Consider the following 21,853-nt stretch of genomic DNA (forward strand, 5'->3'; position numbering starts at 1 on the left):
AAGTTGGAATAATCTGTCTCATATTTCTTACCCTAATCGTTTCATTGATTGCTTTTAAAGTGTATATAAATTATGAGCTTGACAGAAGAATAACTCTTGAATTTAAAAAAGAACAACAAAGTATAGAAAGAAGTGCTAGAAATAAGGTAGGGAGCACTTTTACAGAACAAACTGGATGTTCATAGTAAAAACTTAGATATCTTTAGCATTAAATGATGACCCTTGTTGCAATTTTTAAGCGACAGGGGTTAAGGCATTGTAAGGGTGGAAGAGTTATTTCCCTCCTACAAAAATATGGACTTAAAAGTCTGAATAAAAAAGGAAGATAGACTTCATGAAAAATTCTAAAATTTTACTTACCACGGTGACATTACTGACACTTACTGCAATTGGTATGCAAACCGTAGATGCAGCTACTGTATCAGGCGCAGAAAATAGTACGGAGAAATCATTAAATAATTCCCAAAATAGTTCAACAGATTCAACACCAACACAAGATGAGTTAAGAGCACGTTTTAATGAACTAAAAGCTCAAAAAGAGGCGAATCAAGAGGCAGCGACATACAATAAAAATGCAAGTGATGAAAAAAATGCAGAACTTACTTCTCAACATAAAGTAATGGATATTGCAACAAATCAAGAGGCCGCTACAAATAATCTCCTTGCTACCCCATATAAATATGCGGAAATTGAAGCGCAAGAATCGGCGGCAGGGAATCCAAATTCAATATCTGGAACAGATTACAAGAATTCAGAGCTTCAAGCACAGCATGAAGAGCAACAAACAGAATTAAGAGCAGAATTTAATAATCTTAAAGCAGCTAAGTATAACCAATCTCCTTCAGCGTATAAAGATGGTGAAATATCAGCGCAAGAAGCATCAATCGGAAACCCAGATAATATCAAAGGTAGTGACTATAAAACAGCGGTTTTAAAGCGTCAAGCATCTGAAAAAGAAGCACAAGAACATGATGTTAGTGGAACGGATTACCGTAAGAGCGTCACTAAGTTGGAAAAGTTAAACAAAAAAGATAGTGCAAAAACTACAGAAACAACTAATAAAGTGGCTGGAAAAGAAGCTGTTAAAGTCAATCCTATCGTTTCAAGTGGAACGGTATCAATCCATAGTGCACAGCCTGAAAGTGCTAAAGCTGTAAAAGCAACAGCTACGGGAACAAAAGCTACCACAACGTCTGTAACTAAATCAGCCAATCAAAATGAAGTTAAAACTCTTGCTGCAAGTTTACCAACAACGGGTGATGATGCGGGTCTTTCACTTTTTCTTACATTTATAGGAATGATACTTTTTGGTTCTGTAGGAGTTATCCTTGCGTTATTTCAAAAACATGGACGTCATAGTAAATAATTCTGGTTTATTGAAGATTTTGTTCAATTTGCGTTGAAACTATTATGTTGAAGATTCTCAAACCTTAAACTTATATTTATACTTGGGAGTAGGTATAATTAATATAGTGAGAATCGTAGTTTATTTATTATGAGAGAGAAAAAAGAGATGGGACAGAAAATAAAGTCAACGGATATTCTGAGAACGATAATTGGACTTTTATTATTGTTTGTCGGCTTCTATATCATGTCAAGTATTGATTTACATATTGGATATGTTCAAGAATTTACACTTCTGATTTTTAGTATTGTAGGAGTAACTGTGATTTTTGGAAATCAGGCATTGATATGGTTTTCAAAACCACAGGGAAGATATACAAAAATTGCCATTGCATGTTTAATTATTAATATGATATGGTCAATGCTTGGAGGAACTATTGTTGCACTGATTTTTGGTAATTCAGGGAATCATGCCAATGCAGTATTTGGAGATTATATCATGATATTTTTCGTCCCGTTTATGATTATGGGCTAAGAATTATTTTCAATCGGAATATTGGAAACACTTCGTACAAAGTGGGGATTACCAACTATGATTTCGACTTTAGTCACTTCGGTAATCTTTGGATTAATTCATTTTAATACCTATAATGGTGGAAATGTTTTGCGAACAATTATTCAAATCTTATTAGTTCAGGGAGTGGCGAGATTGATATTCAATTACGCTTACTTGAAAACATCGAGTATTTGGACTTCGTATGCTGTTCATTTAGTCTTTGATTTAGTGTTTCTATTTGTTTTACCTTTTGTGATACCGAAATAAGGATAGGTTATAATAATATTTTGATTAAAGATTCATCTGGTAACTAATTAAAGATGTGCTTAGATCAAAAAAAGAATATAAAAAAACAGACTAATGATAGTCTGCTTTTTTTAATATTTTATGAAGATATTTATCCTTTATCCGCACCAGCTGTGATTCCATTGACATAGAATTTTTGCATGATGACAAATAGGATTGTGATTGGGATGGCGATGATAACACAGCCTGCGATAAATTGTGTGAAGAAGGCTGTGGCAGCTCCTTTTTGCGAGTGAACCATGCTATATAAACCATAGGCAATTGTAAAGGTTTCTGGATGGGCTTGATTATTTCCTAAAATGATTCCAGAAAAGATGAAGTCTGTCCATGGGGCGATGAATGCCATTAAAGCAGTATAAACAATGATTGGGCGAGAGAGAGGCAAGGTGATATGCGTGAAAACTTGCCATTTGTTTGCTCCATCAATTGTTGCAGCTTCATCAATTGAACGTGGGATGGTGTCAAAGAAGCCTTTAGCGATATAGAAACCTAATCCAGCTCCACCAACATATACCAATATCAAACCACCGAGGTTTAACATGTTCATTGCTTTTAAAATATAATAAAGAGCAATCATTGACATGAATCCAGGGAACATTCCGAGAACGAGGGCGATTTGCAAGAATGGTTTACGGAAAGCAAAACGTAAACGGGAAAGTGTATACGACATGATAATCGTAATAAATGTAGAAAGTGTAGCAGAGATAACGGCTACGATAAAAGTGTTAATAATCCATGAAACGAAGGGGAAACTACCACTTTTATTTTGGAAAAGTTGGATATAATTCTCAAAGGTAAATGTTTTGGGGATGATTGTTGAGACAAACCCTGTATTGTTTTGAGTCAGACTGGCTAAGACAATCCAAATAATAGGGAAAATCCAAACAATTGCTAAGAGAGCGAGTAGAATATATCTCAAACTTAATGAGATACGGCGTTGCGTTTTATAAGATTTCATTTCAATTAGCCCTCCTTAAATGCATTTGTACGACGGTATGCTACTAATGAAATAGATGCATTAACAATGAAAATCAAGATACCAAGAACTGCGGCTGCGTTGTAGCGTTGTGTTTGACCGAATACGAGGTTGTAGAGCCAAGTAACAAGAAGGTCGGTTGAACCTGCACCTTGGTAATTTGGATTCATTGGCCAACCACTAGTCAAGAGGTAAATAACGTTGAAGTTATTGATATTACCAATAAACTGTTGAATCAATGCAGGAGTCATAACAAAGAGAATCTGAGGGAAAGTGATAGAGCGGAAGATGTTCAAACTATTTGCTCCGTCAATACGAGCAGCTTCGATTTGATCTTGGGGGAGATTTTGGATAATTGCAGTAGACACAAGCATTGAGACAGGGATACCAATCCACATATTAACAAAAATTACCGTAATCCGTGCGACCATTGGGTCAGAAGCTGCACCAATAAAGTTTATTGGATTAGAAATAAGATGAAGATTCATCAAGATTCCATTTAAAGCTCCTTGTTGGTCCAAAAATTGTGCCATCATCAATAAGGTTACAAATTGTGGAACGGCAAATACGATAACAAAAACGGTTCTCCAGAATCCTTTAAATTTAATTCCAGTAGATTCAATGAGAAGAGCTAGTAATACACCTCCAAGGAATGTTGTAGCTGTTGCAACAATTGCCCATACTAAGGTCCATCCCAAAACTGGGAAGAATGTGCCAGCTAAATCACCGGTTAAAACATTAGCAAAAGCTTGGAATCCAGTCCATGAGAAAGCAGTAGCATGAAGGCGATCATAGTTTGTGAACGCCATTGAAATCATATATACAGTAGGTAAAACGGTAAATGCTAGAACACCAATCAATGGAACAGCCATCAAAGTTGCATAAAGTTTTTCGTCAAGTAAAGAAGCGAGTTCTTCTTTATTTGTTGGGATATGTTTACCTTCTCGTTTTAAATAATAAAGATGCTTATTTGAGCGGTAGTTGAACCAATAAAGCAGTATAAATAAAATCACAACAAGACAGGCAATAAGTCCCCAAAGTAGAATTAAAACAGAGTTATCTGGTTGCAAAGTTTGTGGAAAACCAGAGGCATCGGTAATTGTTCTTTTTATTTTATTTGGGCCTAAGCTACTAAGAAGAGAGAAGGCACTGATTCCAGAGAAAAGAAGCCAGCCAATAAATGCAATTTCAAGAATTAAAAGTGTGAAGCCTTTTACCCATTGTTTATTTTTAATTTGGTTCAAACCCATAACAAAGAAGGTTAATTTTGTTACTGTGTCCCCTTTTGAGAAAACTTCGCCTAATTTAATTGATTTTTCTTCAGGAGAAATCGTGCTTTCAGTGAGTTTTCTTTTTTTCTTTTTAGTCATAATATTTCCTTTAAAAATTAAGAGGTTAGGCTGAAGGAGCCCAACCTCTTATTCACATATAACCATTAGATTGTCTCTTATTTAGAGATGCTGTCTTGGAATTTTTGTAATTGAGCTTGATAGTCAGCTGGTTTGATAGAGCCAGTGTAAGCACCGTTCATCAAAGGACCAGCATTATTCCAGAAAGTTGCCATTTGTGGAAGTTTAGGCATTACTACAGAATTTCCTTCTTTAGACATTGTAATAACTGCTTTGGTAACGTCTGAATTCTTCACAGCGTCATTCATTTGAGCGTCGTTATTTGTAGGAACATCTCCTTGAGAATTAAAGAGTTTCAACTGAGCAGATTCACTTGAGAGATATTGAGCAACTGTTTGAGCAGCAGCTTGACTCTTAGAAGCTGAATTGACTGCAAATCCTTTAATACCTTGGAATGATTGGAGTTGTTTAGCTTGTCCATCAATGTTGATTGTTGGGTAAGGAGCAACTGCGAAGTTATCACCTAAAATCTTTTTAATGTTAGCAGTATCCCAAGGACCGTCAAACATGGCAGCAACTTTACCGGCTTGGAGTTGATTTAAGGCGTTAGTTGTTTGAATTACATTTTTATTTGATTTTTGTGCAGCAATCCATTCAAGTGCTTTAACACCATTTGCCGATGCAACGTCAGTAGATTTCACATCTTCGCCTGATTTACCGAAAAGGGTTGTGCCAGCTGTAAAGAATACTGGATAAGAGTAGTAAGGGTCGGTGTAGTTAGCAGCAAATCCAGCTTTAGCAGTCATTCCTTCCCAAGTTTTGACATCGTCAGCTGACAATTTAGACTTGTTATAGAAGAGGACAAGAGATTCTGTTGATTTAGGGAATGCATAAATCTTGTCTTTGTAAGTTACACCATTAACAGTGACATCAGAGTTGTCTTTTTTGATTTCGTTAGCTAATTTTGTAGCAACTGGATTGATATAACCTTTATCAGCCATATCACCAAGTTGGTCATTTGGTACAGCGAAGACGTCAGCATATTTAGAAGGGTCTTTTGCGATATCTACTTTAGCATTTGCTGAACCAGACGCATTGGCAATAATTTGAACTTTAAGGTCTGGGTATTTTGAAGCCAATCCTTTAGCAACGTCTGTATATGTTGCTTTTTGTTGTGTGTCTACATAAACACGAACTGTTCCTTTAATGCTGTCTGAGCTAGAAGATGATGATTTGTTAGAACTTGCTGATGAACCGCAAGCTGCGAGGGTTGCGAGGGCGAGTACAGATGCTCCACCAAGAGCAACTTTTTTCCATGATTTCATTTTGTGTTTCCTCCTAATGAAAACGGTTTATTTTATACACTCCTCATTTTACGCAACCGTTTGCTTTTTGTCAAGGGAAAAAATATTACATTTTGATTACTTAGAAATTGGTTTATACCGACTTTTCAGCGTATTCTTTAGAATGAAAAATAAATGTTTTAAAAAATAATATGCGAAAATTGTCGCAAACGGTTGCGTCAATGAAAGCGTTATGATAAAATATGATTAATGTGAGATTTATCTTCTCCAGATGTGGTGGAAATGACACTATCGAAAAGCGACGGAAAAGGTGCTTTTCGCTGTCCTTGAGATTAATTGAAAATAGTTTAAGACAGTACAGCCATCAAAAAAATTTGGAGGTTCTATTATGAACAAAGCTGCAATTTATCATCGTCCTGAGTCGGAATTTGCTTATCTTTATGCAAAAAATCTGATGCATGTTCGTCTGCAAACACAAAAATGTGATGTGGAAAAAGTCGAATTATTTTATGGCGATCCTTATTCGTGGGAAGGGCTTGACAACCCTGAAACACAGTATTGGGCTAGTCAAAAAGTAGAGATGAAAAAGTATCTCTCTACTAATATTAGCGATTATTTTGAGGCCGAAATTACTGTTGCAACGAAACGAGTAGATTACTTATTTGTCATTACAGGTTTGGATGGAGAAAAAGTAGTTTACACAGACCAAGGAATGTTTGATTATGATGAGAGCTTGGTGACTAAAAAATATGGGGCTTTCCGTTTGCCTTATTTCCATGAAAGTGATCGTTTTAAAGCACCTGAATGGGTCAAAGAAACGGTTTGGTATCAAATTTTCCCTGAACGTTTTGCCAATGGGGATACGAGCAATGATCCTGAGGGAACAAAAGCTTGGAATCCACAAGATGTTCCTGACCGTCAAGATTTTTATGGGGGAGATTTGCAAGGGGTGATTGATCATTTGGAACATTTGACTGAACTCGGTGTGAATGGTATTTACTTTACCCCTATTTTTCAAGCTTTTTCTAATCATAAATATGATACAGAAGATTATATGGAAATTGATAAGCAATTTGGGGATAAGGAATTGTTTAAAACTTTGGTGAAAGAAGCACATGCGCGTGGTATTAAAGTCATGTTAGATGCGGTCTTTAATCACATCGGAGATACGTCTGCTCAATGGCAAGATGTATTGAAAAATCAGGAAAAATCAAAATTTGCGGATTGGTTCCATGTTAATAGTTGGCCAGCAACTTATACTCCGACTGATGATTTTGAAAATGCTGAAAATGCAACTTATGATACTTTTGCCTTCACCCCACATATGCCAAAACTGAATACGGCTAACCCAGAGGTTGAAGCTTATCTTTTGAAAGTAGCTGATTATTGGATTTCTGAGTTTGATATTGATGCTTGGCGTTTGGATGTGGCGGATGAAGTGGATCATACTTTCTGGAAAAAATTCCGCACAACTTGTGATGCGGCAAAAGATGATTTTTATATTTTAGGTGAGGTTTGGCATTCTGCACAACCTTGGTTAGTTGGTGACGAATTCTCTGCCGTTATGAACTATGCTTATACTGATGCGATTAAAGATGGTTTGATTACGAAGAAGATTTCTTTGGAACAAATGGTTTCTAATATTAATACGCAACTGACATTATACCGTAAGCAAGTGAATCAAATGATGTTTAATGTTTTAGATTCTCATGATACACCCAGAATTTTGACTGTTGCAAAAAATAATAAAAATTTGATGAAATTGGTTGAAACGTTCACCTTCATGCAACCAGGTGTGCCTTGTATTTATTATGGGGATGAGTATGCGGTGACAGGTGGAATGGACCCTGAGTGTCGTAAGGTGATGCCTTGGGAAGAAAAAGATCAAGATTTAGAGATGTTTGACTTCTTTAAAAATTTGATTGCTCTACGCAAACAATATCAAGGAATTTTAAGTGATTCAGAAGTAGAATGGAAAATCGTAGATTCAGAAAATGGCATTGTGAAATTTGAACGTGGATCTCTGAAAGCTATTTTCAATATTGGCGAAAAACCGGCTTATTTTTCAGCTGATGAAGTGGTTTTCTCTAATTTGGTTGACCAAAATAATATTTTACAATATGGTTTTGTAATCTATAAATAGAAAACGGATTCTGTCAGTTCACTGCGACCGAGGGAATCATTGAATCGGTAAATAAAGAAACTATCGGCTTTGCTGATAGTTTTGTCAGTAAAAATTGCTGACAGAATCTTTGGTTTAGTGAGTATTTTACTGACGGGATTAACTTATAAAGCTGTCAGTAAAATTTTAATTGAGTTCATTCTCCTATATCCTAGGAAAATAGGAGAATGAACTCACATCTTAATGGAGTAATTAATATGAAAGAAAATTGGTGGCAAAAAACAGTCGTTTATCAGATTTATCCGCGTTCTTTTATGGATGCTAATGGTGATGGTGTTGGTGATTTGCAGGGAATTATCTCTAAATTAGATTATCTTGAAAAACTTGGGATTGGTGCAATTTGGTTGAGTCCAGTTTATCAATCGCCAATGGATGATAATGGTTATGATATTTCTGATTATCAAGCAATTGCTGATGTTTTTGGAACGATGTCGGATATGGATGAATTGCTCTTGGAAGCTAAAAAGCGAAATATTCAAATTGTTATGGATTTGGTAGTTAATCATACTTCTGATGAACATAAATGGTTTGTGGAAGCTAGAAAATCAAAAGATAACGGTTATCGTGATTATTATATTTGGGCTGATGAACCCAATGGTTTGCAATCTATCTTTTCTGGTTCTGCTTGGGAATTTGATGAGGAATCGGGCCAATATTTCCTTCATCTTTTTAGCAAGCGTCAGCCAGATTTAAACTGGGAAAATCCTCAGGTTCATCAAGAAGTTTATGACATGATGAATTTCTGGATTGATAAGGGAATCGGCGGTTTTCGTATGGATGTGATTGACTTGATTGGGAAAGAAATTGACCAAGAAATCACAGGAAATGGGCCTAAATTACATGAGTATTTGCATGAAATGAATCAGGCAACTTTTGGTCAGAAAAATTTGTTGACTGTGGGTGAAACTTGGGGAGCAACACCAGAGATTGCGGAACTTTATTCTGACCCTAAACGTCAAGAATTATCAATGGTTTTCCAATTTGAACACATCACAAATGCTTATCTTGATGAGGGCGAAAAATGGGATAAAAAGGAATTTTCAGTTTCAAAACTTAAAGAAATTTTAGCCAAATGGCAAGCTTTAGAAAAAGGTTGGAATTCACTTTTTTGGAATAATCATGATTTACCACGGATTGTCTCAAATTGGGGAAATGACGGGAAATATCGTTTGAAATCAGCTAAAGCTTTTGCGATTTTATTGCATTTGATGAAAGGAACGCCTTATATTTATCAAGGTGAAGAGCTTGGAATGACGAATTATCCTTTTGAATCAATTGAAGAAGTCAATGATATCGAGTCACGGAATATGTTTGCTGAACGCTTAGCTGCTGGTCATTCTGAAAATGAAATCATGGATTCAATTCGTCGTGTTGGTCGTGATAATGCAAGAACACCAATGCAATGGACTGCTGGAGAAAATGCAGGTTTTACTGATGGAAAACCTTGGCTCGCTGTCAATCCTAATCATGAAGAAATTAATGCTGATCAAGCCATGAGTGATCCTGATTCTGTTTTTTATACTTATCAAAAGTTGATTGAACTTCGTAAACAACATGATTGGGTCATTTATGGGGACTTCAAGTTGATTGATTCTGAGGCTGATGTTTTTGCATATTTGCGGACTTATAAGGGCAAGAAATATTTGGTCGTTGCCAATTTATCTGATGAAGAAAATCAATTTAAAACAGGATTTGTCTGTCGTGACTTATTGATCCACAATGAAAATTTCCTGCCTGAACTTTCTCAGATTAAATTAAAAGCTTGGGAAGCCTTTGCTTGCGAAGTGGAATAGTTAAAGCGCAAAAGGGTGAGGTGAAAATGAGCGAATTTAAAAGAATGGTTGCTGGCGAACTCTATAAAGCAAGTAAAGTTGAACCAGAATACAAACCTGATAATAATCGAGCATTAAATCAAGAAATTAACCAACTCAATCTACTTGATACAGAAAAAATTGTGGCACTTGAAAAAGAACTTTTTGGTCAAACTGGCGATGAGTTATTTGTAAATCCACCGCTTTACATCGACTATGGTAAAAATACAAGAATTGGTCAGCGCTTTTATGCCAATATGGACTGTATTTTTCTGGATGTTGCACCGATTACGATTGGCGATGATGTGATGTTTGGACCTCGCGTCAGTCTGATTACGGCTTCTCATCCAATTGATGCCGGAGTTCGACAGCGTGGACTAGAATATGGAAAAGCGATTACGATTGGTAACCGAGTTTGGCTTGGTGCAGGAGTAATTGTTAATCCGGGCGTTACGATTGGCGAAAATACAATTGTGGGTTCAGGAACGGTAGTGACAAAAAATTTGCCAGCAAATGTGATTGCAGTAGGTAATCCAGCAAGAATTCTCCGCGAAATTACTGATTCTGACCGACTTTACTGGGAAGAAAAAGAGAACGAATATTATGAAAAATAGGCTTTTACTTCTGTCAGTAACTTTACTTGCGACGTGTGCTTTAAGTGCTTGTCAAAAAGCAAATTCAAAAGATTCATCAGTAAAAAAAGTGGCTGTCAGCCAAAAGGTTGATAGGAGTTTGTATCGTAATTTTTATGAAATATTTACGAGTTCATTTGCCGATTCAAATCATGATGGCGAAGGTGATTTAAATGGGGTCACGCAACATTTAGACTACTTGAATACTGGAAAATCCAATTCTACAACGGATTTAAAAGTGCAAGGACTTTGGATGACACCGATTTTTGCTAGTCCTAGTTATCATGGCTATGATGTCACTAATTACGAAGAAATTAATCCTAAATTTGGAACAATGGCTGATTTTGAAAATCTGATTGCTCAAGCTAAAAAACGAGGAATTGCTGTGATTTTAGATATGCCATTTAACCACACGGCGACTGATAATGTTTGGTTTCAAAAAGCACTAGCTGGCGACAAAAAATATGTGGCTTATTATAATTGGTCAGATACAGCTAAAGAGGGTTATAGTTTAGCCAGCAACGGCAAATACTATGAGTCAGAGTTTGATAAATCCATGCCAGACCTCAATCTTGCCAATCCTGAGGTCAAAAAAGAAATTGCAAAAATTACGAAATTTTGGTTAGACAAAGGTGTTTCTGGTTTTCGTTTGGACGCTGTCGGTTTTTATTTCTCAAATGATGACAAAAAAACGACGGCCTTTACCAAATGGCTGACAGACACGGTCAAAAAGCAAAATCCAAAAGCCTATTTAGTGGGTGAAGTTTTTTCAACGGCTTCGGCAATTGATGATATTTATCCATCAGGTATTGATTCATTATTTGACTTTCCGAATGCTTTGCAATCGAGTTCAAGTCCAATTAATTCAGCTTTAGTCTTAGGTGAAGGCTCTTTATTTGGTCAACAAATTGAAGCATGGGACCAAGAAATTCATGCGGATAACCCGAAAGCCATTGACGCTCCTTTCTTGAGTAATCATGACACAGACCGATCTGCAACACTTTTAAGTTCTTTATCCATGCAGAAAATGGCTGCTCAAACTTATCTTTTGATGCCGGGAAATCCATTTATTTACTACGGTGAGGAATTGGGGCTGACCGGTTCTGGCATTGACCAAAATAAACGTTTGCCAATGCCGTGGAATGCTGCCGGGACAGATTCTCCCAAAGCAGACATTTCTGTGCCAGGTGCGACAGAAATTGCCACAACTGACGGAGGCTCAGTAGCTCAACAAGAAGCCAATCCGAACTCACTGCTCAATTGGTACAAAAAAATTTTACGGGTCAAAGCAAAATATCCTGAAATTGCGACGGATAGATTGAAAAATATTTCTGTCAGTGAAGAGAGCTTGTCTGTCATTAATTATGGAAAGGATTTGACTATTATCAATAATTTTTCCGATACAGAAAATGTGACAATGAAACTCCCAAAAAGCGTTGTTGGGACAAAAATCACTGACCAACTTTCTGTCAGTAGTTCTCAAGCAAAATTAACTGATGGAAAATTGACAATTCCAGCTTACAGCACCGTTATTTTGAAAAAATAAATAAGTTCAGTTTAGGGACTTTAAAAATGAAAATGTAAAACTATGAAAAAAATAAAAACAAATGATTTTCACAAGATGGTAGGTTATCAGATTTATCCAAAATCTTTCAAAGATACCAATGGAGATGGCATTGGCGACATCAATGGCATCATTGAAAAAATTCCTTACCTACGTGAATTGGGGATTGATTTTATCTGGATAAATCCAATTTACAAGAGTCCACAAGTTGACGGGGGCTATGATATTTCTGATTATCAAGTCATTGATGAAATGTTTGGCTCACTTGAAGATTTTAAAAAATTACTAGATAAAGCGCATGAAAATGGCTTGAAAGTCATCATGGATTTGGTAGTCAATCATACATCAGACCAACATCCTTGGTTTTTAGAAAGTCAAAAATCAAAAGACAATCCTTACCGTGATTATTATTTGTGGGAAGACGCTAGCCCTAACCAAATGCCAAATGATTGGATTTCCTTTTTTGGTGGTTCAACTTGGGCTTATGATGAAAAAACAAAACAAGCTTATTTTCACGTTTTTGCCAAAGAGCAGCCTGATTTAAATTGGAAAAATCCCAAAGTTCGGCAAGAAATTTATGACATGATTCGCTGGTGGTTAGATTTGGGAATAGATGGCTTCAGATTAGATGCGATTTCACACATTCAAAAAATGCCATGGAACTATAAAATTAAATCTTGGAAAGGCGACGGCCCGTGGGTGCCTTTCATGAATGTTGCTGGGATTGAAACATATATGTCAGATTTGAAAGCTATTTTTGATGAATATGGTGCTTTGACTGTTGGGGAAGCTTCAGGGGTTCGCTCCAAGCAAGCGCCCGATTGGACCGATGAAGCTGGCTATATCAATATGATTTTTGAATTAGAACATAATGTCAGAAAATCAAATGGCAATGGTCAGGGCAGTATTTATGGCTACAAAAAAGTCATTATGCGTTGGCAAGAAGATTTGCTTGAACGGGGTTGGAATGCTTTGTATATTGAAAATCATGACCAACCAAGAAGTATTGATACTTTTGGCGATGGTTCAATAGAATCAGCAAAAGCGTTAGCTGTCAGTTATATGCTCTTAAGAGGAACGCCTTTCATATATCAAGGGCAGGAATTTGGGATGACTAATTTTCCATTTACTGACGCAAAGCAATTACGAGCTGACGAGATTAAAAAGAAATATGAAATGTTACTGACAGAACTGTCAGCAAAGCTGTCAGTTCCTCAATCTGCCGATTCAACATCTTCCGTTGGTCGCGTTGAACTGACAGAACTGTCAGCAAATCAAGCACTAGCAGAAGTCACTCAAAATAGTCGTGAACACTCAAGAACACCAATGCAGTGGGACAATTCTAAAAATGCAGGATTTACAAGTGGACAAGCTTGGATGGAAATTAATCCAAATTTTTCTGTTATTAATAGTCAAACTAATCAAGAACTCATTGAACTTTATAAAAAATTGATTGAATTACGGCATCAAGAACCAGCGATTTCAGAGGGTTCAATTAAATTTCATTTTAAAAGACATCCTCAAGTTTTAGTTTATGAACGAGCTGAATTTTTAATTATTGTCAATTTGGCTGACAAAAAAGCTCATTTAGATTTTACAAAAATTGACAGTTTGACTGACAGCTCTGCTGAAAGTTCTGTCATTAATTATCAACAAGTCTTGGGTAGTTCAAATCAAAAATTTCAAGAAAAAATGGTTCTGTCAGCCTGGGAATATCGGGTTTATAAAAAATAGAAGGTGAGAACAGGATAACACTATGAAACAAATCAAAAGAATTATGGGCATTGACCCTTGGAAAATCACATCAAATCAGATTGAAAAAGAAGACCGTCGTTTGCAAGAATCACTTACTTCCATTGGCAATGGCTACATGGGAATGCGCGGAAATTTTAGTGAAACTTATAGTGGCGACAGTCACCAAGGAACTTACATTGCAGGCGTTTGGTTTCCAGATAAAACACGTGTAGGTTGGTGGAAAAATGGTTATCCTGAATATTTTGGTAAAGCAATCAATGCCCTCAATTTTGCTTCTGTCAGAGTTTTTATTGATGACAAAGAAGTTGATTTAGCCGCAAGTCACGTGACTGATTTTAATCTGTCGCTTGATATGGAAAAAGGGGTACTCACCTATACTTATGTAGCTTATGGAGTACGTGTGACCGCCGAAAGATTTTTCTCAATTGCTCAACAAGAACTTGCGGTTTTTGCTTTCATGTTTGAAAGCTTAGATGGTGAAATTCATCAAATCCGTACAGCCTCAATCATTGATGCAAATGTTCGTAATGAAGATTCCAACTACGATGAAAAATTTTGGACAGTAAAAAACCTTGATAATACAGCTACAGGTTCATTTATTGTCACCGAAACAATTCCTAATCCATTTGGAGTTGAACAATTTACGGTAGCAGCTAAACAAAGCTTTGCAGGCGATTTTACTCGAGTTAAGCAAGAAACAAGAGAAAGTTCTGTTTTAGATGTTTACGAAGCAAAATTAATAGAAAATGCACCACTCACCTTTATCAAAAATGTTTTAGTTGTCACAAGTCGTGATATTGAACCCTCGAATTTAACAAAGGTGCTATCAAATTTGACCCTTGAAATTTCTAAGAAAACATATCATGAATTTTATAAAGAACAAGAAATCGCTTGGAAAAAACGTTGGGAAATTGCTGATGTACAAATTGACGGTTCAGCAGAAGCTCAACAAGGGATTCGCTTTAATCTTTTCCAACTTTTCTCTACCTATTACGGCGAAGATGAACGTTTAAATATTGGCCCTAAAGGATTTACTGGAGAAAAATATGGCGGAGCAACTTATTGGGATACAGAAGCCTATGCCGTTCCATTATACTTGGCACTTTCGGATGAAAAAGTTGCTAAAAATCTTTTAAAATATCGTCATAATCAATTGCCACAAGCACAACATAATGCCCGTCAACAAGGACTTAAAGGTGCTTTGTATCCAATGGTTACTTTTACAGGTGTTGAATGTCATAATGAGTGGGAAATTACATTTGAAGAAATTCACCGTAATGGAGCAATGGCTTATGCGATTTATAACTACAGCAACTACACGGGAGATGAAACTTATCTTGCTCATGAAGGCTTAGAAGTTTTGATTGAAATTGCTCGTTTTTGGGCAGATCGTGTGCATTATAGTAAACGAAATGATAAATACATGATTCATGGAGTCACAGGCCCAAATGAGTATGAAAATAATATCAATAACAACTGGTACACTAATAAATTGGCAGCTTGGGTTTTGACTTATACTGCTGAAAGTTTAGCGAAATATCCACGCCCAGTTTTAATTGAAGGAGCTGAAATTGCTCACTGGGCAGAAATTGTGGATAAAATGTATTATCCAGAAGATGAAGAATTGGGTATCTTTGTTCAACATGATGGCTATTTAGATAAAGATTTGACTCCAGTGGCTCGACTTGACCCTAAAAATCTTCCATTGAACCAAAATTGGTCTTGGGATCGAGTGTTACGTAGTCCATATATTAAGCAAGCAGATGTGCTTCAAGGAATTTATTTCTTCGGCAATCAATTTTCATTAGCCGAAAAACAACGAAATTTTGATTTTTATGAACCATTAACTGTTCATGAAAGCTCACTTTCTCCATCCATTCATGCGATTTTAGCAGCAGAGCTTGGCATGGAAGACAAGGCTGTTGAAATGTATGAAAGAACAGCTCGTCTTGACTTAGATAATTATAATAACGACACAGAAGATGGACTTCACATCACATCAATGACTGGCTCATGGTTGGCGATTGTTCATGGTTTTGCCCAAATGAAAACCTGGGATGGTCAATTGAGTTTCGCCCCATTTTTACCACAAGCATGGACGGGTTATGCCTTTCACATTAACTATCGCGGACGTTTATTAAAAATTTCTGTTGGTCAAGAAGTGAAACTTGAATTATTACGTGGCCAAGTCTTAAATCTTGAAATCTATGGTGAAAAAATTGAGTTAAAAGATTTTTATGTTACGAAAACAAAGTAATTTGATGTCTTTAAATGACTTTTTTATCAAAAATCTAAAAAATAGTTGAAAATTAATCGAAAATTTGGCAAAATAAAATTTCAGAGTGTCAAATAAAAGAAAGAGAAAGGAGCGGTGAGTTGAGCTGGGTTTAGCTAGTCTCAAGTGAAAATATGGCAGTTACAATTAAAGATGTTGCAAAAAAAGCTGGTGTTAATGCCTCAACGGTCAGTCGGGTCATTAAAGATAGTTCAGAGATTTCGGATAAAACAAAAGTAAAAGTTCGCAAAGCCATGCATGAATTAGGTTATCGAAGGAATGCAGCGGCTCAGATTCTAGCTTCGGGAAAAACAAATACAATTGGTGTTGTTTTCCCGCCAGTGGCTGACAAAGCGAGCCAACCTTTCTTTATGAAAATATTGACCTCAATCAATGAAACAGCTCGTGATTACGATGTTTCAATCGCTATTGCGACGGGGCATTCAGCCAAAGAGTTGAAAAAACAGATTGAACTTCAATATTCAGAAAAGCGTGTTGACGGATTTATCGTGCTTTACGCTGGAAAAAATGATGAAGTTCGCGATTATTTATTAGAAAATAAGGTTCCTTTTGTTTTAGTTGGAACTCCGGCTGAAGGAAAAAATGAAATTACCCATGTGGATAATGATAATATGCTGCTTGGACGCGAGGCTGTTCGTCATTTAGCACAATTAAAACATCAAAATATTTCATTTGTGACCGATACGAAAGAAACAGAAGTTTTTGAAGAACGTTATCAAGGTTTTAAAGATGAATCCGAGAAACTTGGGCTCAATCATGACCTCTTGTTTATGGATGCTAATTTTTCCTTGCGAAATGAAACAGCTCTTGTAGTTATGGATGATGTCTTGTCTTTAAAAGTTGTGGAACGTCTAAGAAGTCAAGGTCTAAATGTTCCAGAAGATGTGAGTTTAATTACTTACAACAACTCTATCTTTGGAGCAATGATTCATCCTTATTTAACAACTTTTGACATTCATATTGAGCAATTAGGGGCAAGTGCAATTAAGAAAATCTTGGACTTACGAGATAAGAAAGAAAATTTGCCAGAAAAATCAATTATCCCTTTTGAATTAATTATTAGAGAATCAACAAAAGCTAGAATTTAAGTTCTAGCTTTTTTAGTTTTGTTTAAGATAAGGTTAAGCCTAGTACAAGACAAAAATATGATAATAGTGTAAAATAATAGAAAGGGTTGGGCGCAGTTTTATTGACTTTCCAAGCAATTTAACTAAAAATAATTTATAAATTATGAGCCCTAAAAAATATGAAAAGGGATGGATTCAATGATTAAAATTTTATTAGTGGAGGATGATTTATCACTCTCAAAATCTGTTTACGATTTCTTAAAATCATTTGCGCAAGTCAAACAGGTTTATGATGGAGTTGAAGGACTCTATGAAGCAGAATTGGGAATTTATGATTTAATTTTGCTTGATTTAATGCTTCCAGAAAAGAATGGTTTTGAAGTCTTAAAGGAATTACGTGAGCAAAATGTAGATACACCAGTCTTAATCATGACTGCTAAGGAATCTTTGGATGATAAAATGCACGGATTCGACATTGGAGCAGATGATTATTTAACAAAACCTTTCTATTTAGATGAACTAAAAGCACGTATTCAAGCACTTTTGAAACGGACAGGTAAATTAGAAGATTCAAACGGTTTAACTTATGGAAATATTCGTTTGAATTTATCAAATAAATCAACTTTAGTTGATGATCAACCTGTTGATTTAATCGGAAAAGAATTTGATTTAGTCGTTTATTTAATGCAAAATCAAAATGTTATTTTGCCAAAAGAGCAAATTTTTGACCGGATTTGGGGCTATGACAGTGATACAACAGTAACTGTTGTTGAAGTTTATATGAGTAAAATTCGGAAAAAATTGAAAGATACAGAATTTGTCAATAATCTTTCAACCTTGCGAAATGTTGGCTATATCTTGAGATAAAATTTTACTGACAGCTTATTGTCTAGAGATGAAAGTCATCTATAAATTAACAAAAAGTTCTGTCAGTAAATCTATCTAGAAATGAGACCTCTTTGAAGAAAATAATTAAAAAAGTTAAATCTTCAGCTATTGTAAAAAATGATGGGAAAAATTTCCTTCATTTTTTTCTAGCTTTTACAGTCATTTTTGTTGCTTTAGCCGTGATTATTATTCAAGTCATGCAATTAGGAATGTATCGAGCGACTGACCAAAATTTACACAATTTGGCTCAAAACCGAGTCTTTTTGATAGAAGCAGCGAATAATCAATTAGGAATGAATAATTCGCAAGATAGTGGCTATTACGGTCCCAATAATAGTGTAATTTTTTATGATTCAGAGGGTAAAAGTTTCATACCTTCAGCGGGTTCAAATGCAAATATAAGTACAAACTTTGGCATGAGCCTTCTGCAAAAAACAATGAAATTTAACGAAAATCAAATTAACACTATTCAAACTGTTTCTGTAAAAAATCCTTATGGAGATAATTGGCACTATCGTTATCTGACAACATCACAATTTATTATTACAAATACTGATGGAACAGTAACTCCGGTTTATGCACAAATTTTTTCAAATGTTGACCAAATTCAAGATGCCATGAGCCGAGCCATGTGGGTCATTGTGACAACAATGATTACTTTCTGGCTTCTGTCAGTAATTATTAGTCTATATCTTGCAAACTGGACATTAAAACCAATTTTGGCCGCTTATGAAAAACAAAAAGAATTTGTTGAAAATGCTTCACATGAATTGAGAACACCTCTGGCAATCTTGCAAAATCGTCTAGAATTACTTTTCCAAAAGCCAACAGCAACAATTATTGATGAATCAGAAAATATTTCTGAAAGTTTATCAGAAGTTCGTAATATGCGTTTATTAACAAGTAACTTACTGAACTTAGCTCGTCGAGATTCTGGAATCAGAATTGAGCCAGAGGCGACTACGGCAACTTATTTTGAGAATATTTTTAATAGCTATGAAATGCTTGCTGAAAACGCAGGTAAAAAGTTTTCAGGCCATTTGAAATTAGATGGAACGATTAATTTGGACCAAGCCCTGATCAAACAATTGCTAACCATATTATTTGATAATGCTCTTAAATACACGGGTGATGAGGGTGAAATCTCTGTAGATGTTCAAAAAAATGGGGGATTCTTAGTTTTTGCTGTCGCCGATAATGGTGAAGGAATTTCTGATGAAGATAAGAAAAAAATCTTTGACCGCTTTTTCCGAGTAGATAAAGCAAGAACGCGTCAAAAAGGTGGCTTAGGTTTGGGTCTTTCTCTGGCCAAACAAATTGTTGAAGCTTACAATGGGAAGATTACAGTTGAAGATAATAAACCTAAAGGTACAAAATTCATTGTTAGAATTCGTGTGGATAGCACAATTTCAAATCCTGCAAAAATTTTCCAAAAGTTGTAAAATATGATAGGAAAAAATTACTGACAAATTATGATAAGATAATAGTAACATTCAAATTATGACAATTTTGTCAGTCGATTTACTAGTTTTTAAAGACAATTTCTGTTAGTAAATAACTAAGTAAATCTAAAAAGGAGAAAATCAGAGATGTCAGTGTTAGAAAAAATAGACAGCCCAGCGGATTTAAAAAAAGTATCAAATCAAGAACTAGAAGAATTAGCTTCAGAAATTAGAACAGCAGTTCTTCATAAAGTATCAAACATCGGTGGACACGTTGGCCCAAACTTGGGTGTGACTGAATTAACAATTGCCCTTCATAAAGTTTTCAATTCACCAATTGATAAGTTTATTTGGGATGTTTCTCACCAAACTTATCCACATAAAATTTTAACTGGACGTAAAAATGGATTTACTGATGGACATTTCCATGACATCACACCTTACACCAGTCAAAGAGAATCAGAACACGACTTTTTCACAGTTGGCCATACCTCGACTTCAATTGCTAATGCCTTAGGTTATGCCAAAGCGCGTGATTTGACAAATGACAAAGGCAACATTGTTGCGGTCATTGGTGACGGTTCACTTTCTGGGGGACTTGCTATGGAAGCCCTCAATAATGCCGGAGATTTCAAAGGAAACCTCATTATTTTAGTTAATGATAATCAAATGTCAATTGCTGAAAATCATGGAGGACTTTACCGTAACCTTGCCGAACTTCGGGCGACAAATGGTCAAGCCGAAAATAACTTCTTTAAAACTTTTGGTTTAGATTATAAATATCTTGAAAATGGAAATGATATTGAATCTTTAATTCACCTATTTGAAGAAGTAAAAGATATCGACCATCCAATTGTCCTTCATATTCATACTGAAAAAGGACGTGGTTATCAACCAGCTCTTGAAAATAAAGAAGCTTTTCACTGGCACATGCCTTTCGATTTAGAAACTGGTCAATCAAAAGTGATTGATTCTGGTAAATCTTATAGTTCAGTTATGTTGGATTACATGGATAAAAAGGTTTCAGAAGGCCTTCCTCTTGTTGCCATCAATGCAGCAATTCCAGGAATCTTTGGACTGAAACAATTTGCAGCTAAATATCCTAACCGTTATATTGATGCAGGAATTGCTGAGCAATTTACCATTACTTTTGGTGGTGCAATGGCTGCGGCTGGTGCTCGTCCAATTATTTTCCACAATTCTACTTTTGTTCAACGTGCTTATGATCAATTTTGGCATGACTTAGCAATTAATGAAGAACCAGCAATTGTTATTGTTAAAGGTGGAGTTATTTCAGGTTCAGATGAAACACACCAAGGCTCATCAGCCATGACTTGGATTTCAAACATTCCAAATATCAAATATCTTGCTCCAACTTCTGAAGAAGAATTTATTTCAATTCTTGATTGGGCACTTGAGCAACATGAAGAACCAGTTGTGATTCAAATGCCAGAACACGGCTTAGAATCACGTCCGACTGTTCTCACAGATTATTCAACCCCTTCATATCAAATGACAAAATCAGGCGAAAAAGTTGCCCTCTTGGCACTTGGTGGTCTTTATTCACATGGTGAAAAAGTAGCTAAAGTTTTGGCTGAAAATGGAATTAATGCAACCCTAATAAATCCACTTTTCATCAACGATTTGGACCAAGCTTTCCTTGAAAACTTAGTTGAAAATCATCAAGTTATTGCGACGATCGAAGATGGAATTCTTGACGGAGGATTTGGTCAAAAAGTTGCTTCCTTCCTTGGTAAGTATGATGTTAAAGTTTTGAACTTTGGTGCGAAACGTGAATTTAATGATTCTGTTCCAGTGACAGAACTTTATAATCGTTATCATTTGACACCAGAACTTATGGTTGCTGATATTCTTAGTCTTTTGAAATAAAAATTTACTGACAGATGTTCCAAAATATTTCTGTCAGTAAAAATAAAGAACTGGTAATGTCTGTCAGTAAAACTAGCAAGAATGATGATAAGTTCTTACTTAATAAAGTGAAATAGATGAAAAAAGTATTAGTAAAAGCAGTACATGGCTACCAACGCTGGATTTCTCCAGCCTTGCCACCAGCCTGTCGCTATTATCCTACCTGCTCCAATTACATGGTTCAGGCCATTGAAAAACATGGACCAGCCAAAGGTTTGGCAATGGGAACAGCACGTATTTTACGTTGTCACCCATTTTGCCAGCCAGGATATGATTTAGTTCCAGACCATTTTAGTTTGCGAAGAAATTGGGCAGAACCAGAAAAAGAAGAAGACTCAAATTAATTTGAGTCTTTTCTATTTATAAAATTATAGAAAACGCTTCAAAAAATAGATGAAATCGCTATCAAATGTCATAAAAAAATGTTAAAATGAAAAAAAGAATAAAAAAGG

At 35.7% G+C, this 21,853-nt stretch carries 17 protein-coding genes; 14 read left to right on the forward strand and 3 right to left on the reverse strand.

Annotated elements, in window-relative coordinates; all coding sequences use genetic code 11:
* Positions 1 to 334 precede the first annotated feature (334 nt).
* The 3 genes from HFD15_RS01600 (at position 335) to HFD15_RS14215 (ending at position 2,167) form a co-directional block, all read left to right on the forward strand.
* On the forward strand, positions 335 to 1,366 hold the full coding sequence (locus tag HFD15_RS01600; RefSeq protein ID WP_058208139.1) for a hypothetical protein: 1,032 nt from the start codon (positions 335 to 337) through the stop codon (positions 1,364 to 1,366).
* Between the two features lie 147 nt (positions 1,367 to 1,513).
* Positions 1,514 to 1,879: a hypothetical protein gene (locus HFD15_RS14210; RefSeq protein ID WP_238785261.1), complete on the forward strand. Its 366-nt coding sequence runs from the start codon at positions 1,514 to 1,516 to the stop codon at positions 1,877 to 1,879.
* A 21-nt stretch (positions 1,880 to 1,900) separates the two neighbouring features.
* Entirely contained in the window at positions 1,901 to 2,167 is a 267-nt protein-coding gene (locus HFD15_RS14215) for a CPBP family intramembrane glutamic endopeptidase (protein ID WP_255457142.1), read from the forward strand.
* 130 nt (positions 2,168 to 2,297) lie between these two features.
* On the opposite strand, the gene HFD15_RS01610 is transcribed toward HFD15_RS14215, so the two are convergent.
* From HFD15_RS01610 to HFD15_RS01620, 3 genes are all read right to left on the reverse strand, one after another.
* Positions 2,298 to 3,164 (reverse strand): sugar ABC transporter permease, encoded by an 867-nt coding sequence (locus HFD15_RS01610; protein ID WP_015426871.1) that lies wholly within the window; start codon positions 3,162 to 3,164, stop codon positions 2,298 to 2,300.
* 5 nt (positions 3,165 to 3,169) lie between these two features.
* Entirely contained in the window at positions 3,170 to 4,552 is a 1,383-nt protein-coding gene (locus HFD15_RS01615; protein ID WP_023189703.1) for a carbohydrate ABC transporter permease, read from the reverse strand.
* Positions 4,553 to 4,629: 77 nt separating this feature from the next.
* Positions 4,630 to 5,856, reverse strand: coding sequence for an extracellular solute-binding protein (locus tag HFD15_RS01620; protein ID WP_167593247.1), 1,227 nt, complete (start codon positions 5,854 to 5,856; stop codon positions 4,630 to 4,632).
* 367 nt (positions 5,857 to 6,223) lie between these two features.
* Between HFD15_RS01620 and HFD15_RS01625 the strand changes: the two genes are divergently transcribed.
* From HFD15_RS01625 to yidD, 11 genes are all read left to right on the forward strand, one after another.
* A complete protein-coding gene (locus tag HFD15_RS01625) occupies positions 6,224 to 7,978 on the forward strand; it encodes a glycoside hydrolase family 13 protein (RefSeq protein ID WP_023189702.1) in 1,755 nt (584 codons plus the stop codon).
* A 236-nt stretch (positions 7,979 to 8,214) separates the two neighbouring features.
* Positions 8,215 to 9,810: an alpha-glucosidase gene (locus tag HFD15_RS01630; protein ID WP_058208162.1), complete on the forward strand. Its 1,596-nt coding sequence runs from the start codon at positions 8,215 to 8,217 to the stop codon at positions 9,808 to 9,810.
* A gap of 26 nt (positions 9,811 to 9,836) precedes the next feature.
* Positions 9,837 to 10,442, forward strand: a complete 606-nt coding sequence (locus tag HFD15_RS01635) for a sugar O-acetyltransferase (RefSeq protein WP_032941364.1) — start codon at positions 9,837 to 9,839, stop codon at positions 10,440 to 10,442.
* Positions 10,432 to 12,006, forward strand: a complete 1,575-nt coding sequence (locus HFD15_RS01640; RefSeq protein WP_167593246.1) for an alpha-amylase family glycosyl hydrolase — start codon at positions 10,432 to 10,434, stop codon at positions 12,004 to 12,006. Before HFD15_RS01635 ends, HFD15_RS01640 begins: the two co-directional genes overlap by 11 nt.
* Before the next feature lie 42 nt (positions 12,007 to 12,048).
* A complete protein-coding gene (locus HFD15_RS01645; RefSeq protein WP_167593245.1) occupies positions 12,049 to 13,758 on the forward strand; it encodes an alpha-glucosidase in 1,710 nt (569 codons plus the stop codon).
* 22 nt (positions 13,759 to 13,780) lie between these two features.
* Entirely contained in the window at positions 13,781 to 16,036 is a 2,256-nt protein-coding gene (locus HFD15_RS01650) for a glycoside hydrolase family 65 protein (protein WP_058208136.1), read from the forward strand.
* 152 nt (positions 16,037 to 16,188) lie between these two features.
* The gene (locus HFD15_RS01655; protein WP_003130365.1) at positions 16,189 to 17,163 is read left to right on the forward strand and encodes a LacI family DNA-binding transcriptional regulator; all 975 of its coding nucleotides are present in this window, start codon (positions 16,189 to 16,191) and stop codon (positions 17,161 to 17,163) included.
* Between the two features lie 177 nt (positions 17,164 to 17,340).
* The gene (locus tag HFD15_RS01660; RefSeq protein WP_021722129.1) at positions 17,341 to 18,009 is read left to right on the forward strand and encodes a response regulator transcription factor; all 669 of its coding nucleotides are present in this window, start codon (positions 17,341 to 17,343) and stop codon (positions 18,007 to 18,009) included.
* 92 nt (positions 18,010 to 18,101) lie between these two features.
* On the forward strand, positions 18,102 to 19,472 hold the full coding sequence (locus HFD15_RS01665) for a cell wall metabolism sensor histidine kinase WalK (RefSeq protein ID WP_003130363.1): 1,371 nt from the start codon (positions 18,102 to 18,104) through the stop codon (positions 19,470 to 19,472).
* Positions 19,473 to 19,619: 147 nt separating this feature from the next.
* Positions 19,620 to 21,362 (forward strand): 1-deoxy-D-xylulose-5-phosphate synthase, encoded by a 1,743-nt coding sequence (locus HFD15_RS01670; RefSeq protein WP_039115753.1) that lies wholly within the window; start codon positions 19,620 to 19,622, stop codon positions 21,360 to 21,362.
* Between the two features lie 116 nt (positions 21,363 to 21,478).
* A complete protein-coding gene (yidD, locus tag HFD15_RS01675) occupies positions 21,479 to 21,745 on the forward strand; it encodes a membrane protein insertion efficiency factor YidD (protein ID WP_010906087.1) in 267 nt (88 codons plus the stop codon).
* Positions 21,746 to 21,853: the final 108 nt, after the last annotated feature.

It is taken from the genome of Lactococcus sp. EKM203L (assembly GCF_011800585.1).
Classification (GTDB): domain Bacteria; phylum Bacillota; class Bacilli; order Lactobacillales; family Streptococcaceae; genus Lactococcus; species Lactococcus lactis.